Below are 15,919 nucleotides of genomic sequence, written 5' to 3'. Positions count from 1 at the left end.
AATCATCGACGTGGCAAAACAAAGCTTCTAAACTAAGCATGGGCGGGTAGATACTTGAGAACTCAGCACTTTCAGCGTATCTGCTCCGCCCTTTTTTATCCCGAACTCACGTTACTTACAGTTTCTATGCAGCTTAACGTGTTCTTGAAGATACATTTTGTCAGCACTCAGCGCTTTGGATTTCACTGGAAAATAGGGCTGTCAGGATGGAGTCTCCTCGCCCATGCGGGTACTGACTCTTTTGATGCGATCGCGCACCGTTATCCTCGGTTAAGTCGAGAGAAGGGGAGAGAACTGCCGATCCAAGTATGCGAGCGCCTTTTGCCCCTACATCATCCTCAATATTGCGTTTTGTAATACTTTTATGGCTCTTTTCCAGATCAAATCCTAAAATGCTATCATCGCAAATGAGAGTTGATTCGGTTGCAAGGTTTTGTTTTTATTGACTGGCTTTTTCGTCTTGGTCTTAACAGACTCCTCTCCGAAATCTAAATCTCCACGTTCCTATGATTTTGGAGTCGATCTATGTCTATTTATGTAGGTAATTTGTCTTACGACGTTACCGAAGCCGATTTAACCGGCGTTTTTGCAGAATATGGTTCTGTAAAGCGGGTTCAGCTACCCACTGACCGCGAAACAGGTCGTCCGCGCGGCTTTGGTTTTGTGGAAATGTCTACCGAGGCTGAAGAAACAGCTGCCATTGAAGCCCTGGATGGTGCTGAATGGATGGGTCGTGACATGAAAGTGAATAAAGCCAAGCCCCGCGAAGACAGAAGTTCGTCCGATGGTGGCGGTCGCAGAAACAACAGTTTCTCTCGTCGCTACTAAAACATAAAGAAGAAGCCCCCATTTCTGGGGGCTTTTTTATTGGTCGCTGGAGTGGGGGCGCGAAGGGAGCGCGCCCCCACTCCAGATTCGTACTCCAGACAGGTGGAGAGTTTAAGGTCTGGGGGGATTACCACACTGCGGGCTAGGATTATTTAAACATAGCCAAATTCCTGGCATGAGGTCGGTGTTGTTGTTGTTCATAGTACTTGTGGTTGAAGGACTAGCTGCGGGGCTAGCTTCAGGACTGGCTTCAGGACTAGCTTCAGGACTGGCTTCAGGGCTAGCTTCGGGACTGGCTTCAGGACTGGCTTCGGGACTATCTTCGGGACTATCTTCGGGGCTGGCTGGCGCATCTTGAGCGAATAACTCTTGGCTACTCACAGTTAAATCAGCTTGCTCGGAGCCACTACCAGCATTGGAGTGATTATTAGGACTATTAATTAGTGCAGTAGCTGGAAAACTCAGCAAAATTCCAGCACTCACAACCAACATCATGCCAACTCGCGTTTTAATTTGAGTTTTAAGATCTTTATTCATCGGTATCTACTTGGTTTCTCCTAAAATCGGGATGCACTTGATTAAAACTCATTCCTCTGTAATCGTCTTCCTACTTCCGATAGAAGTAGAAGTAAAGTATACTCAATGCTTAAGTAGTGGGCACTCCTTAATAAGATTTGACGAGAGCTAAACCACCAAAATTAGTATTTGTTGTTTTTTTTGCTGCTAAAGTTAAGCTAAAATTATTATTTTTCAACGAGCAGTATTGGGGCAGTCCCTACGTTAAAAAAATTCTTTTTCGAGAGTTGGTATCGCGGTTTTCGCTAAGTGTGCGCTCCACATTGAACCTCAAACCAAACCCCACTCGGCTTTCGGAGAGAAGCCGGAGGGAGTTTAAACTATACTGCATCCAAACGAAAATTGCTATATAGTTTTCTATGCAAGTAGGGAATCGGAAAGTTAAGTAGAAGCTAGAAAATATTTAAAAGTAGATTACCTGGATTTCGGTAGCGTTGATAACAAATTGCCAAAACAAATTGCCAAACTGAGCTGTCATGATGAGCATAGCGATGAATGCACTTTTCTGAAAGCAAGTAGAGATTAATCCATTGCTGCTAGCACCGCCTTGGGTGCTAATTTATCTTTAAACCAAACAATTCTTGCCGGTACATCGTTCAATTTAACACCGGCTTTCTCCAAATTTAGCCGCTCAGAAATCGCTAAAATTAAGTTCTCGCATTCAGCGCGACGCACCTGGGAAAACTTCTTTTGCAAGTATTCGGGACGCCAGTAGCCGACAATTTCGAGTAAGAACGTGCGACCATCAGGATGCACTAAGCGAAAGTCAGGAATCATGACACTGCCTGGAATGGGGATAAGGTCAACTTCTCTTTCTAATACCCATTCACTTTTCAGCGCGTCCCAGCGGTCGGCAAAAGACGCCTCTAACATACTGTCATAGGGCTTGCCAGGTGGATAGTGGGATACTAAACCACATTCAGAATTCAGCGTAAAGCGTCCGGTTTTCCAGTTGCCAGTGAAGGCGTCGCGGTTTTGCAGAGTGGCGCTGAGACTCCATTTAGTGACGTGGAGTAAAGCTGGGAGGAGTTTAGCGATCGCTAACCCATAGCGCGTACTCGGCTTAAATAAACTGGTAGGGCCATCCACTGTTATCGTGAAGCCATGATCCGCATCGCCTTCAATATATGCCATCAATTGAAATAATTTGAGATAGCGGAATAACAGCTTATATTCGCCCGGAACGTTGCGGTGAGCATTCAGGGTAATTTGACTCGCACGATAGAAGACACCCTGCACCTGGGATAAATTGTAGCGGTGCAACAAATTTTCGGGCGTGGGAGTGTCAAACTGAGTGAGAATGCGATTCTCGGCTAAATCGGCGTAAAGTCCCATGCGAATTTGACTTGCCAGCACTTCTCGATCGAGTTCCTGGCTGAGTTTGTCCGCTAATAAGCTTAGTGTCTGCGCCGACGCTTGGGGACTGGGAACAGATTGAGCCGCCAGCGCAAAGACTCGTTCCCGCAATTCTTGCGGTTCCAAGGGACTGACGATTTCAAACGTACACAAACTGCTTTTGAGAATGTGGGCAAGTCCTCGCTTCAGGCGATAATCTGGACTATCGCCTTCTAATTCCAGCAACTGGCGATCGAGTTCTCCCTGCGTACAACCAAGCGCTTCCTGAAAACAGGTAATCAGATCGGATGCAATCTCTAGATGCTTATCATCTATATTTAAGCGCTTTGGGACTATTGTTTCGCCATTTTGACGGTGGATTAAAAGGTCGGTAGGTAACATTTGGATTTAGATAATTGCTAATTGCTAATTGCTAATCGCTAATGGGTGGTTCATCCTCCTCTCCCCATTTTGCCGGTGACTCCGCTGCTCGCTTAGCGACATTAGAATTTACCCCATAAATCGGTTTCGACGGCAAAATCTCCAATTGTTTACCTTTCTTCTCCTCTCTTTCTTCGCGTTCTCTGCTCCTTGGCGGTTCGTTTTTCTTATCTCCCCGCCGCCGCTGGGATGTACCTTCCTCGCTGGTATTTTCCGCCACTACCTCATAGAGAATAGCGCGTTTATTTTTATCCTGACTTTTCCGCAAAACCCGCCCCATGCGCTGAATAAACTCACGCTGCGAACCTGTGCCGGATAAGATAATTGCCACACTAGCGGCGGGGACATCCACCCCCTCATTCAGGACGTGGGAAGCGATCAGAGTTTTGTATTCTCCCTCCCGAAACCGAGTTAATATTTCGTGGCGTTCCTTCACCGGCGTTTGATGGGTAATCGCTGGGATTAAGAAATCTTGGGAAATGCGATAAACGGTCGCGTTATCAGCCGTAAAAATCAGAATTCGTTCTGGGTGATGTTCGGCAATCAAATTGGCGAGAATTCGCAGTTTGCCGTCTGTACCCAAGGCGATATCTTTCGCTTCCCGATGGGCTAGCATCGCCCGACGTCCTGCTGGCGAACCGGCACTTCTCATCACAAACTGCTGCCAGCCTTGTATGCTGCCGAGAGAAATATTGGACTCTCGCAAAAAGTTGTTGCGGAGTTGAATTAACTCGTTGTAGCGATCGCGCTCTAGTTGCGATAACTTGACTTTAATCTGGACGATCTCATGCTCAGCGAGTGCCGAACCCGAAAGTTCCTCTGCCGTTTTGCGGTAAACTTCGGAACCAATGAGAAGATTTAGATCGGCGTGTTTGCCGTCAGAACGCTCTGGAGTCGCACTAAGTCCGAGTCGGTAGGGCGCGATCGCATATTCGGCAATCACCCGATTAAAATCAGTCGGTAAGTGGTGACACTCATCAAACACGAGCATGGCATAGCGATTGCCCAAGTTTTCGGCATGAATTGCCGCACTGTCGTAAGTGGCAACCAGAATTGCTGTTCTATCCCGCGAACCCCCTCCCAGCAACCCCACCTCTGCATCCGGAAAAGCCGCCGTCAAGTGGGCATACCACTGGTGCATCAAATCCAGTGTCGGCACCACAATCAACGTACTGCGCGGCGTCGCCTGCATCGCCAATTGAGCCAGATACGTCTTCCCAGCCGCCGTAGGCAGCACCACTACTCCCTGACGTCCCGCTTGCTTCCAAGCCATTAGCGCCTCGGTTTGATGCGGGTAGGGTTCCATTTCCATGCTGGCGACGAGTTCCAGCGCTTGAAAACCCTTCGCCTCGTCGATAAAATTTGTTTCTTCCGCTTGTAGTGCTTCCACCAGTTGACGATAGTGCATCGCTGGAATGCGGAACTTTTCCACGCGATCGTCCCAAGTCGCATATTCCACCCAAGCTTTGCCCCTAGGAGGCGGATGCAATATTAAAGTGCCGCGATCAAAAGATAAAGTAGGGCTACGAGCCATTATTTTTTTATTCTTAATCCCCCGATAATTTTAGGAGAGTTAATGCACAATCCGATTGAACCCTTGCAGTAAGTGGAGCTTTTCCTAATGAAAGGATGAACGCATCGGGGGTAGCAAAGAGATGCTCCTAACCTTACAACCCAACCTCACAAAATTGTTACAGTATGGTGCAATCTTGTGCAACAGCCCAATTAGAGCCGATTTCTGTGTTTAATACTGGCATCATTAGTATTTTGATATATAGAGGCGCTAAACCTTGACATCTGGCTATGATACGGATCGAGGAGCCACTAGGGTAGATGTGCGAACCAGCGAACTGACAAGTCAGCGCTTATCGCGCTGGTGCGGGAGATTCGTTTTTCATTTTTTACATCAAGAATCGGTGTTGGCATTAGTGCGAAGCGCTCCAAATGCCGACCCCGCCAGGAGAACAGAATATGTTAAAAAAAATCAACCCTCGATTACGGCGCTACGGTGTTGCTGTACTCGCCGTTGCTAGCGCTGGGGTACTGACGCTGTGGTTATTGCCGCACATTCAGCCGCACATTTCCCCACTTTTTTTTGCTGCCGTGATGTTGAGTTCCTGGTACGGTGGCTCGAAACCGGGACTGTTAGCTACTGTTTTGTCTACTTTAACGATTTCTTATTTTTATATCCCGCCGTTCCATTCAGTTTTGTTTGGTGGAGGGGACATCCTGCGAGTGGCGGTGTTTGGGTTGGTGGCATTATTTATTAGTTGGCTCAGCGCGGAATTAAAAGCTGCCAAGCATCGATCCGAGAAGAACATATTAAAAGTACGAGCCAGCGAGGAGCGGTATCGTAGCATCGTCGAGACGGCTAACGAGGGCATCTGGTTATTGGATGCCCAAATGCGAATAGAGTACGTCAATCAACGGTTAGCCGAGATGTTCGGTTACGGTGTAGAAGAGATGCTCGGTCGTCCAATTTTTGACTTCATGGATGAAGAGGCTCGCATTCAGTTAGAGCAATCTTTGGAGCGAGGAAAACAGGGTATCAACGAGCAGTTTGACTTCCGTTACCGCCGCAAAGACGGTTCGACGCTTTGGGCAATTGTCTCCACAAATCTTATTTTTAATGAAGGCGGTGTCAGCGACGCGAAAGGTGAAGCGATGCCGAAAGCGATCGCGATGTTAACTGATGTCACCGAGCGCAAAGCCGCTGAGGAAGAATTAAAACGATATCAACTTCTTTCTCAACACAGTCGTGACATTGTTTTATATATTCAGCTTGATGGTCAAATTATTGAAGCAAACCAAGCTGCTGTTAAGGCTTATGGTTACTCTAAATCAGAGTTGATTTCCCTAAAGATTAACGATTTACGAGCGCCACAAACTCGGGATTTAATCGCTCAGCAAATTGAACAAGCAGACAAAGAAGGGATTTTGTTTGAAACCATTCACTACCGGAAAGACGGGAGTTCTTTTCCGGTAGAAGTGAGTGCCCAAAGCTTAGGAATTGGCAATAAAAAAATAGTTTTAAGTATTATTCGAGACATTACTGAGCGCAAGCAAGCTGAAGCCTTGTTGCGGAACAGCGAAGAACGCTACCGCGCTTTTATTGAGCGGAGTTCAGAAGGAATTTGGCGATTTGAACTTGAGCAACCGATTCCCATAGAAGTGACAGAAGATGAGCAGATTCAGCGTTTTTACCAACATGGATACTTAGCTGAATGCAATCGGGTCATGGCTCAAATGTATGGTTTTAGTAGTGTAGAAGAAATTATTGGGGTAAGATTAGAAGATTTTTTAATTCCCTCCGAGCCACATAATATTGAATATTTGCGGGCGTTTATTCAGTCTGGCTACCGACTCAGCGATGCAGAATCCTATGAGGTGGATAAAGAAGGAAATCCCAAATATTTCTTAAATAACCTCGTAGGAATTGTGGAAAATGGTTTTTTAGTACGAGCGTGGGGAACTCAACAGGACATTAGCGAAAGCCTGCGGCACGCTACGCTACGCAAACAAGCGGAAGAAAAATCTCGGCAACTTGCAAACGAGCTTCAAGAACAAGCCAGTACGCTGGATGCAATTCTTTCGGCATCTGTCGATCACATTTACATCTTCGATCGTGAAGGCCGCTACCAATATGTAAGCGCTGGCGGTGCCCAAGTGGTGGGATTCCAGCCAAGCGAGCTGGTAGGCAAAACTTGGCGAGATATCGGCTTGCCAGAAGAAATTATGAGCCGATTTGATGCTCACAGACAAGAAGTCATCTCTACCGGAGAACCGATCAGAAATGAGAACGAGTTCTTAGGTGCTAGCGGCTTGCAACACTACGAATATATCGTCGCCCCCCTGCACAATCAGGATAAAAGCATCAAGGGGATCGTGGTCATTTCCCGCGACATCACCCAGCGCAAGCAAGCTGAAGAGGCTCTGCGAGAAAGTGAAGCACGGGCGAGACGCTTGATTGACTCAAATATTATCGGGGTCATCATTGCGGACTTTTCTGGCAATATCCTGGAGGCAAACGATGTCTTTTGTAACATCGTCGGTTATACACAGGAGGAAGTGCTATCCGGAAAAGCGAACTGGGCGGAAATGACGCCGCCAGAATATCGGCATTTAGATGTGCAGGCGATGGAGGAGATGCAGCAGACAGGCACCCATACGCCTTTCGAGAAAGAATACATCCGCAAAGACGGCACCAGGGTTCCCGTCCTAGTGGGGACAGGCTATCTGGGCGGAGCGAACAAAATCGGCGTGGGTTTTGCGATTGACTTAAGCGAAAGCCTGCGGCACGCTACGCTACGCAAACGCGCTGAGCAGGAATTGCGAATATCAGAAGCTCGCTTCCGAGCTTTGGTAGATCAGTCTCCATTGAGTACGCAAATTATGGCTCTCGACGGTCGGATTCTTCAGGTCAACCAGGCTTGGGAGAAACTTTGGGGAATCACGCTTGACCAACTTTCGGAATACAACCTGTTGCAGGATGAGCAATTAGTCGCTAAAGGCATCATGCCATACATTCAAAAGGCATTTGCTGGCGAGGCGACAGCCATGCCACCCATCATCTACTATGTTTCGGAGCTAGGAGATTTCCACAAGCAAGAACGCTGGACGCAGGCTTTCATCTATCCCGTCAAAGATGAAACCGGAAATATTCGCGAAGTGGTTTTGGTACACGAAGATATTACAGAGCGCGTCCGAGCCGAGGAAGCACTTCGAGAAAGCGAAGAACGATTCCGGAAATTTTTTGAAGAGGCACCCATTGGCATCTCCGTGGTTGACATAAACGGTCGCTTGGTCAAAATGAATAAAACCTACTGTGAGATGTTGGGATACCCAGAGCAAGAACTCAGTCAATTGACCTTTACAGAGATTACCCACCCCGAAGATATTGAAAAAGATTGGCGCTATACAGAGCAATTATTCACAGGTGAACTAACTCGCTATCAAGTAGAAAAACGTTATATCAAGAAAAATGGGGAAATTTTATGGATTAATCTTACAGCTACGGCAATTTACGATCGAGAAGGGAACCCCTGCTATGGATTGGGCATGGTTGAAGACATCAGCGAACGGAAGCGAGCTGAGGAAGCGCTGCAAGCAACGAACCAAACTCTTGACAGCCTGATTCAAGCTTGTCCCCTGGGGATTACAGTTCTCAGTATTGATGATGGAACGGTAAAACTGTGGAATCCAGCAGATGAGCGGATCTTCGGCTGGAGTGAACAAGAGGTAGTCGGCTGTTTTCTTCCTAGCATCCTAGAAGATAAACGAGACGAGTTTATAGCACAACTTGATGCTATCGAGCAAGGCGGAACATTAACGGCTATAGAAACACGTCGTCGAAAGAAAGACGGTTCACTGGTTGATATCAGCGTCTGGGCGTGTCCAGTGCGTGACGCTCAGGGAAATCTTAGCTGTATGTCCATTGTTGCCGATATTAGCGATCGCAAGCAGTTAGAGCAAGAACGCAACCAACTTTTGCTCAACGAACAACAACGGGCGACCCAACTTCGAGGCTTGGCGGATGCTGCTTTAGCCATCAACTCTACACTCTCGATTGATGAGCGGTTGCAAGCGATCGCTGACCAAGCGCGTACCATCATCGGTGCCCACCAGTCACACGCCAAACTAAGTTTTAATCAAGACTGGGCGCAGTCTCTCAACGCCATCTCTGTGTCAGACAAATATGCACCCAGGCGCGAATCCCCTGAAGAACTTGATGTGACGACGAGCATCTACTCGCTTGTCTGGCAGAGGAACCGCCCGATGCGGATGACGCAAGCTGAGCTGGAGGCACATCCGGCTTGGAAAGAATTTGACAAAACTGTTGATAATCTACCAATGCGAGGCTGGCTAGCTGCACCCCTGACGGGACACAACGGGAAAAATATCGGTTTGATTCAACTGTCGGATAAATACGAGGGTGAGTTCACCGAACAAGATGAAGCCATCTTCGTCCAACTGGCACAGATGGCTTCCGTCGCGGTTGAGAATGCACGCCTTTACCGGGAAGCCCAAGAAGCAAACCGCACCAAAGATGAGTTTTTAGCGACCCTTTCCCACGAACTGCGAACGCCGCTCAACGCCATGCTGGGATGGACTCAACTCCTGCGTACCCGGAAGTTTGACGCCGCCACTGCCGCCCGCGCCCTGGAAACCATCGACCGCAATACTAGGGCACTGTCTCAATTGATTGAGGATGTCCTAGATGTCTCGCGGATTATTACCGGCAAGTTGCGCCTAAATGTGCGTCCCATCGAACTTGTACCCGTGATTGAGGCGGCTATCGATACGGTGCTACCCGCAGCAGCAGCGAAAAACATTCAAATTGACTCTAGATGCGATCGCTCAGTCGGACTCATTTTGGGCGATTCCGCTCGTTTGCAGCAAGTCGTCTGGAATCTGCTTTCTAACGCCGTCAAGTTCACCCCCAAGGGAGGGCGGATCGAGGTACAACTTTCTGTAGGCAGGGGGAATGGGAACGAACCATTCCCGATTCCCAACTATGCCGAAATCAGAGTAACTGACACGGGACAAGGGATTAGTGCCGACTTTCTCCCTTATGTATTTGAACGCTTCCGTCAAGCCGATGGTACAACTACGCGATCGCATGGCGGACTCGGACTTGGACTTGCGATCGTGCGCCACCTCGTAGAATTGCAAGGGGGAACCGTCCGCGCCCAAAGCCCCGGAATTGGCTTAGGCGCAACCTTTATTGTGAATTTACCGCTCCGAAGGGAGGAAGCAGAAAACCGGAAAGATGAATTAGATTCTCACCTTCCTCCTTCCACCGCCGACTTCGCTTCCTGTGCCGTAACGCTGGATGGGTTGCGAGTGCTAATTGTGGATGATGAACCCGACGCCCGCGAAGTGCTAACTGCCATCTTGGAGCAATACCACGCCCAAGTCACCGCTGTGACGAGTGCCCGCGAAGCACTGGAAGCCCTCCACCGCTTGCAGCCGGATATCTTGGTGAGCGATATTGGGATGCCGGAAGAAGATGGCTACGACCTGATTCGTCAAGTCAGGGCGCTGGATATACAAGGTAGAACAATTCCGGCTGTAGCGCTGACTGCCTACGCCAGAGCTGAAGACCGTATCAAGGCGCTCCAAGCAGGTTTCCAGGTACACATTTCTAAGCCAGTCAACCCCGTGGAGATAGCGACAGCGATCGCTAACCTCACCGGACGCACCCATTCTTAAATGGTGGTCAGGAAAAGGGATTGGTTTAAGAAAAAAAACAATCATCGCCAGTAGTAAGTGATATGTTAGGGGGCAATCGCGATCGCTCTGTTGCGCCACAATAATGCCTATTTCTCTAAGGTCTAAGCGTTTTTCCCTGGCACTGGTGACAGTTCTTGTCTCTGTCTCCGTGTCTTGGTGCGACAAAGCACCCGCAGCATTTGTACAGCCCCTCCGAAGCAAACGGGGGATGGTTGTCTCCGCTCACCGACTGGCGAGTGACGCAGGGTTGAATATGTTACGCAAGGGAGGCAATGCAGTCGATGCAGCCGTGGCAACTGCTTTTGCCATTTCCGTTGTCGAGCCTTTTTCGGCTGGGATCGGCGGCGGGGGTTTTGCGCTGGTGCGCTTGGAGAAAACTGGCGAAATCAAAGCGCTTGACTTTCGCGAACGCGCCCCCCTGAAGGCAACACGGGATATGTACCTGGATGCAGCGGGGAAGGTGCGTCCCAATGCCAGTGTGAATGGATATTTGTCAGTAGCAGTGCCCGGAACGGTGGCGGGACTGTATGAACTCCATCGCCAGTATGGCAAACTTCCCTGGAAAGAAACGATCGCACCGGCGATTCGTTTTGCCAACGAAGGCTCTACGATCAACCCTACCTCGCGTTTTGCCCAAGTTGCTGGAAACCGCAAGGATGCCATTCTCAATAATCCCGCAGCCCGACAAATTTTTGCGCCGAACGGCACTTTGTTTGCACCGGGAGAGAAGCTGGTACAAAAAGATTTAGCCAAAACCTTACAAGCGATCGCCCTCAATCCTCAAGACTTTTATACTGGCGACATTGCCCGCGCGATCGCGAGCGATATGGCAAAAAATGGGGGTTTGATTTCCCTTGAAGATTTAAAATCTTACAAAACGACTTGGCGTGCCCCCGTCTGCGGCAATTTCCGCGCTGCTCGGATTTGCTCGATGCCGCCGCCTTCGTCGGGAGGCGTTCACCTGCTGCAAATCTTAAATATTATTGGGGAAACTGACTTAAAATCCAAAGGATGGCACCACCCAGACTCCCTGCATTTGATGGTGGAAGCAATGCGGATTGCTTATGCGGATCGGGCTGTACATTTGGGCGATCCGGATTTTGTGAAAGTTCCGGTTAATGCCTTGATTAATCCGGCATACGCCGCTAAAAGACGCCAGGAAATTAGTTTGGAACGGGCGCGACCTTCCACTGAGGTAAAGGCAGGGAATCAGGAGACGCTACAGGGCTTTGCCAATCCCAAGGAATCCCAAGATACGTCTCATTTAACGGTAGTCGATGAGGAGCGCAATACTGTCAGCCTCACGTTTACGATTAACTACGGCTTTGGATCGGGTGTGGTGGTGCCGGGAACGGGGATTCTGCTAAATGACGAGATGGACGATTTTGCCGCTGCGCCGGGAGTTCCCAACGTTTTTGGATTAGTGGGCGGTGAAGCGAATGCGATCGCTCCCGGCAAAATTCCCCTCTCCAGTATGACCCCAACCATTGTCACCGAAAATGGCAAGCTGCGGATGGCTGCTGGCGCGCCTGGGGGTAGCACGATCATTACGACCGTGCTGCAAATTGTTCTTAACGTCCTGGAATACGGCAGGGATGCCGGTGCCGCCGTTTCTGCCCCCCGCATCCATCATCAATGGCTTCCTGACAAGCTGAACGTGGAACCTTACGGCTTAGACGCTACCACGCTTGCAGAACTGAGTCGTCGAGGGCACAAAATCGAAGAGCGATCGCCTTGGGGAAATGCGAACGCGATCGTCGTTACTCCTGATGGCTTATTAGAAGGGGCTGCCGATCCTCGCGGGGAAGGTGCCCCAAGCGGTTATTAGAGAGGACTGAGGGCTGAGGGCTGAGGACTGAGGACTGAGGACTGAGGGCTGAGAGAAAAAGAGTGAGGGCTGAGGAGTCAGGGAAGAGGGCTGAGGGAAGAGGATTGATTTCAACCGCCCTCAGCTAGATGTGAGAAGCTTTCCTTAAAGAGCGGGAGTGTCAATTGTTATTGCCCAAAAATTGCACTAAAGGTTGAAAAGTTGGGACGAGTTCGGGACGACTCACGACTAAAGTGGGGAAAGAAATACTGCCATAATTCACTCCTTTTTGCAAAGGAAACACAGGTTTTGAATTCAGCGGTATCCAAACCCCACCCGCCGCCTGCAAAATTGCCCAAACTGCTGCAATATCCCAAACTTTGGGGGTAGATTCAACCCCGCCCAAGCTGGTACCGGAAGCAACTGCCAGGAAATTGTAGGTGGTGACGCCCAGCATCCGGATTTTGCAGGGGAAAGGTTTCTGCAAGATAGAGGTACTTCTGGCACACACGCAGAAGAAGTGACTATTACTCGGAGCATCTGGACTAGTGTGAATCGGGCGATTATTTAAAAAAGCACCATTGTCACCGCCTTCACCGTGCCAAAAGCCGTGAAAAGATTGCCTGGTGGGGGGGAAATACACGTACCCGAATACCGGAGTGCCCTGATACAGCAACCCCATTGAAATTCCCCAGATTGGAATTCCCCGCGTGAAATTGGTGGTGCCATCAACCGGATCGATGACCCAGCACCATTCGGAACCGAAAAAGGTATGTTCTGCCTCTTCACTCAAAACATCGTGGCTGGGGAATGTGCGCGCGATCGCTTCTCGAATTTCTCGATCCGCCCACTTATCTGCCTGCGTTACCAAACTCCCATCTGCTTTATGTTCTGCCTGGATCTGCCCAAAATCTTGCAGCAGTTGCTCACCGAGTCTAACCGTCGTCTCTTGTGCAAAGCTGAGAACCTTCTCCCAAAAATCTGTCATCTGCGTTCGTGGTTCGGGGTTGATGGCTAATGGCAATACAATTCACCATTAGCGATGATCTATTCGCAATTCGTTAGTCTAATTCACCTTCCAGGACAGTTGCGATCGCATTTTTGGCATCTGTGCGAAATTCTGTCACATTTACTCGACTGAGGAACCAAACCGCTAGCACCATCCCCACGGATTGCAGCGCAAAGACCAATCCATAAGAAAGTACCGGGTTTGCAAATAGCTGTTTCCCCACATCCAAAACAGCACCCCCCGTTACGGTTGCTAGTGCCCGTGCCATTGCCTGCGCCAATCCCCAAGCACCGATAAACGTACCGGCTGTTTCCGCTGCTGTCAGATCCAGCATTAAGCTAATCGCGCCGGTGGTTGTGACGCCAGAGGCAAGCCCAAACAAGAATAACGCACCCTGCAATAACTTTTGATTTTGGCTAAATCCTGACAGGATAATCAACACAAAACAAGCGGCTACTAACAAACAGCCTAGCTTAGCGGTTTTTTGCTTACCTAGGCGCGGCACAATCAAAAAACCAGTGCTGCTAATTCCAATCAGGGTTCCCAGTCCCCAGTAAGCATTCAGCTTGGTTGTTTCCGAAACTGGCATTCGGAAAACCTCGCCCCCATAAGGTTCTAAGACTGCTTCCTGCATAAACAAACTAATCGTCATCACCAGCAAAAACGTAAAAAAGATTCCCGTTTGCCGGTTAGCGGTTAACACTCGCAATGCCTTACCCAAGGTAATGCTATCTTCTCGCTCTACTAAAGTGGAACGAGAGGTATAGCGGGAATATTTTTTCTCGACGCCCACCGTCGCCAGCAATGCCAGACCCACCACGGTCGCCGGTACAATCATAAACAAGCGGTCGATCGAGGCTTGCAATGCTGATAGGGGTGCGTCTGTGCCGACTTGCTTGAGCAAACTGCTGCCGAGAATTGCCCCGATAACAATTCCCACCATCAGCATAGACCAGACAATCCCGACAAGTTTAGAACGATTATCTTCATCGGAAACATCCACCAACATTGCGGCAAAGGGAGTCGAACTCATACTCAGCGCCATGCCATAAAACACGAAGACAAGTGCCAGCAAACCAGTCCAGCCGTAGGTTTGGGTTGTCCACGACCAACCCCCGGCAGCTTGCACCACATTGCCCAGACGCCACATAACTTGTACGGCGAGGAAGGATGCGATCGCAAACAGTGTTGCACCTATCCACACATAACCCGTGCGGTGATACCCCAATATCGGCTTTGCATCCGACATTTGCCCAAACCACACTCGCACTGGGGCAACAAACTGGTGCATCGCCAAGGCACCCGCTGCAATTGTGGCAGGAATTGCTAACTCCCCAATCATGACTCTGTTGAGGATGCCCAGCGCCAAAACGGACATCATCCCCAATCCCATCTGAAATAAGCCGAGTCGGAACATGGTGAATAAATTCACCTTGGGAGGAAATGACTCGCGGGGTTTCGAGTCTTCTGGTTGCAAATTTGATATATCACCTGTTGCCATCTTTTTTTAAAAGCAAATGAAAGCATCTTTTGCTGTTTTCATTTCACCATACTCATCTGCGACTGTCTGCGACGTTAAACTGAAAAATATAAAGTTTTGTAAAGAGTAGAAATTTTGAGCCTACAAACGATTACTTTAGGACGCGATGGTCCCACAGTCACCCAACTCGGTATCGGCACTTGGGCTTGGGGGGACAAGCTGTTTTGGAATTATGGCAGCGATTACGGGGAAGCCCAACTACGAGAAGCCTTTGAAGCCACGCTAAATTCCGGCATTACCTTTTTTGATACTGCTGAGATTTATGGGTTCGGAGAGTCAGAGTCACTTTTGGGAAAGTTCATGCAAGAAACTGGATGTCCTGCCCAAATTGCTACTAAGTACGGCCCTGCCCCTTGGCGATTCACGGCTCAATCGGTCTCAGATGCTTTAACAGAAAGTTTAAAACGTCTGCGGGTTGAGCAAGTCGCCCTCTATCAGGTGCATTGGCCTTTTACCTTTTTGATGAGTCAAGAGACGCTGATGAATGCTCTAGCCGATGAGGTGAAGCGAGGCAGAATTGCGACAGTCGGCGTCAGCAATTATTCAGCCGAACAAATGAAAGAAGCCCACCAACTGCTGGCAGCCAGGGGTGTGCCTTTAGCGGTGAACCAAGTACGCTATTCTCTGCTAACTCGACAAATCGAAACCAACGGCATTCTAGACACAGCGCGTCAACTGGGGGTGACAATCCTGGCTTACAGCCCTCTTGCACAAGGGTTACTCACTGGTAAGTACACCGTTGAGAAGTACCAGGAACCGACGGGTGCCCGCAGATTTGACTCTCGCTTCAGCCGCAGCGGCTTAGAGAAAATCTCCCCGGTGACATCCTTGCTGAGTCAGTTAGGGGAAAAGTATCAAAAAACCCCCGCTCAGGTTGCCCTGAATTGGTTAATCGCTCAGAACGATGTGATTGCGATTCCAGGCGCAAAGACAGCCGAACAGGCGCGGCAGAATGCCGGGGCGCTCGGTTGGGAATTGAGCAGCGAGGAAGTTGCCCAATTGGAACAGGTGAGTCGTCCTTGGCGAAATTAAACCGATTTTAAATTTGGTTCGCAATCGAGGCGGTGCCTCGATTGTGTCCATTATTGAAGGAACGACGCGAGCCGTATTCGACCCGTAGGCGCAGCCTGCGTCCGCCAGAGCGACAAAG

At 49.3% G+C, this 15,919-nt stretch carries 10 protein-coding genes; 5 read left to right on the top strand and 5 right to left on the bottom strand.

Going from position 1 to position 15,919, the window contains the following annotated elements; all coding sequences use genetic code 11:
- Positions 1-126 precede the first annotated feature (126 nt).
- Both NDI33_RS21570 and NDI33_RS21565 read left to right on the top strand, forming a co-directional pair.
- Complete coding sequence (locus tag NDI33_RS21570) at positions 127-357, top strand: hypothetical protein (protein WP_190677608.1); 231 nt, start codon at positions 127-129, stop codon at positions 355-357.
- A 168-nt stretch (positions 358-525) separates the two neighbouring features.
- Positions 526-828, top strand: coding sequence for an RNA-binding protein (locus tag NDI33_RS21565; protein ID WP_190416073.1), 303 nt, complete (start codon positions 526-528; stop codon positions 826-828).
- 111 nt (positions 829-939) lie between these two features.
- Here NDI33_RS21565 and NDI33_RS21560 read toward each other — a convergent pair whose 3' ends face one another.
- The 3 genes from NDI33_RS21560 to NDI33_RS21550 form a co-directional block, all read right to left on the bottom strand.
- Complete coding sequence (locus tag NDI33_RS21560) at positions 940-1,365, bottom strand: hypothetical protein (RefSeq protein WP_190677606.1); 426 nt, start codon at positions 1,363-1,365, stop codon at positions 940-942.
- 561 nt (positions 1,366-1,926) lie between these two features.
- Positions 1,927-3,141, bottom strand: a complete 1,215-nt coding sequence (locus NDI33_RS21555; RefSeq protein ID WP_190434810.1) for a DUF790 family protein — start codon at positions 3,139-3,141, stop codon at positions 1,927-1,929.
- Positions 3,142-3,172: 31 nt separating this feature from the next.
- The gene (locus NDI33_RS21550) at positions 3,173-4,714 is read right to left on the bottom strand and encodes a DEAD/DEAH box helicase family protein (protein WP_190677604.1); all 1,542 of its coding nucleotides are present in this window, start codon (positions 4,712-4,714) and stop codon (positions 3,173-3,175) included.
- 410 nt (positions 4,715-5,124) lie between these two features.
- Here NDI33_RS21550 and NDI33_RS21545 point away from each other — a divergent pair, with 410 nt between their 5' ends.
- Together NDI33_RS21545 and ggt are read left to right on the top strand one after the other, a co-directional pair.
- Positions 5,125-10,392 (top strand): PAS domain S-box protein, encoded by a 5,268-nt coding sequence (locus NDI33_RS21545; protein WP_206753695.1) that lies wholly within the window; start codon positions 5,125-5,127, stop codon positions 10,390-10,392.
- 103 nt (positions 10,393-10,495) lie between these two features.
- Positions 10,496-12,241, top strand: a complete 1,746-nt coding sequence (gene ggt / locus NDI33_RS21540) for a gamma-glutamyltransferase (RefSeq protein WP_190677598.1) — start codon at positions 10,496-10,498, stop codon at positions 12,239-12,241.
- A gap of 160 nt (positions 12,242-12,401) precedes the next feature.
- Here ggt and NDI33_RS21535 read toward each other — a convergent pair whose 3' ends face one another.
- Together NDI33_RS21535 and NDI33_RS21530 are read right to left on the bottom strand one after the other, a co-directional pair.
- Complete coding sequence (locus NDI33_RS21535) at positions 12,402-13,208, bottom strand: inositol monophosphatase family protein (RefSeq protein WP_190525421.1); 807 nt, start codon at positions 13,206-13,208, stop codon at positions 12,402-12,404.
- Between the two features lie 73 nt (positions 13,209-13,281).
- Positions 13,282-14,730 carry a BCD family MFS transporter gene (locus tag NDI33_RS21530; RefSeq protein WP_190677596.1) on the bottom strand — a complete coding sequence of 483 codons (1,449 nt, stop codon included), beginning with the start codon at positions 14,728-14,730 and terminating at the stop codon, positions 13,282-13,284.
- Positions 14,731-14,844: 114 nt separating this feature from the next.
- Here NDI33_RS21530 and NDI33_RS21525 point away from each other — a divergent pair, with 114 nt between their 5' ends.
- Positions 14,845-15,801: an aldo/keto reductase gene (locus NDI33_RS21525; protein WP_190416082.1), complete on the top strand. Its 957-nt coding sequence runs from the start codon at positions 14,845-14,847 to the stop codon at positions 15,799-15,801.
- Positions 15,802-15,919: the final 118 nt, after the last annotated feature.

Source organism: Trichocoleus sp. DQ-A1 (assembly GCF_039961955.1).
In the GTDB taxonomy this organism is placed as follows: Bacteria; Cyanobacteriota; Cyanobacteriia; order Cyanobacteriales; family FACHB-T130; genus FACHB-T130.
Note: the sequence above shows the minus strand (reverse complement) of the source record. Positions and strands in the feature narration are given on the sequence as shown.

Excerpts from the sequence above, each read along its gene's own strand:
- ggt (WP_190677598.1), top strand. The coding sequence starts at position 10,496 with ATGCCTATTTCTCTAAGGTCTAAGCGTTTTTCCCTGGCACTGGTGACA.
- NDI33_RS21545 (WP_206753695.1), top strand. The coding sequence starts at position 5,125 with ATGCCGACCCCGCCAGGAGAACAGAATATGTTAAAAAAAATCAACCCT.
- NDI33_RS21570 (WP_190677608.1), top strand. The coding sequence starts at position 127 with ATGCAGCTTAACGTGTTCTTGAAGATACATTTTGTCAGCACTCAGCGC.
- NDI33_RS21530 (WP_190677596.1), bottom strand. The coding sequence starts at position 14,730 with ATGGCAACAGGTGATATATCAAATTTGCAACCAGAAGACTCGAAACCC.
- NDI33_RS21565 (WP_190416073.1), top strand. The coding sequence starts at position 526 with ATGTCTATTTATGTAGGTAATTTGTCTTACGACGTTACCGAAGCCGAT.
- NDI33_RS21550 (WP_190677604.1), bottom strand. The coding sequence starts at position 4,714 with ATGGCTCGTAGCCCTACTTTATCTTTTGATCGCGGCACTTTAATATTG.
- NDI33_RS21535 (WP_190525421.1), bottom strand. The coding sequence starts at position 13,208 with ATGACAGATTTTTGGGAGAAGGTTCTCAGCTTTGCACAAGAGACGACG.
- NDI33_RS21555 (WP_190434810.1), bottom strand. The coding sequence starts at position 3,141 with ATGTTACCTACCGACCTTTTAATCCACCGTCAAAATGGCGAAACAATA.
- NDI33_RS21560 (WP_190677606.1), bottom strand. The coding sequence starts at position 1,365 with ATGAATAAAGATCTTAAAACTCAAATTAAAACGCGAGTTGGCATGATG.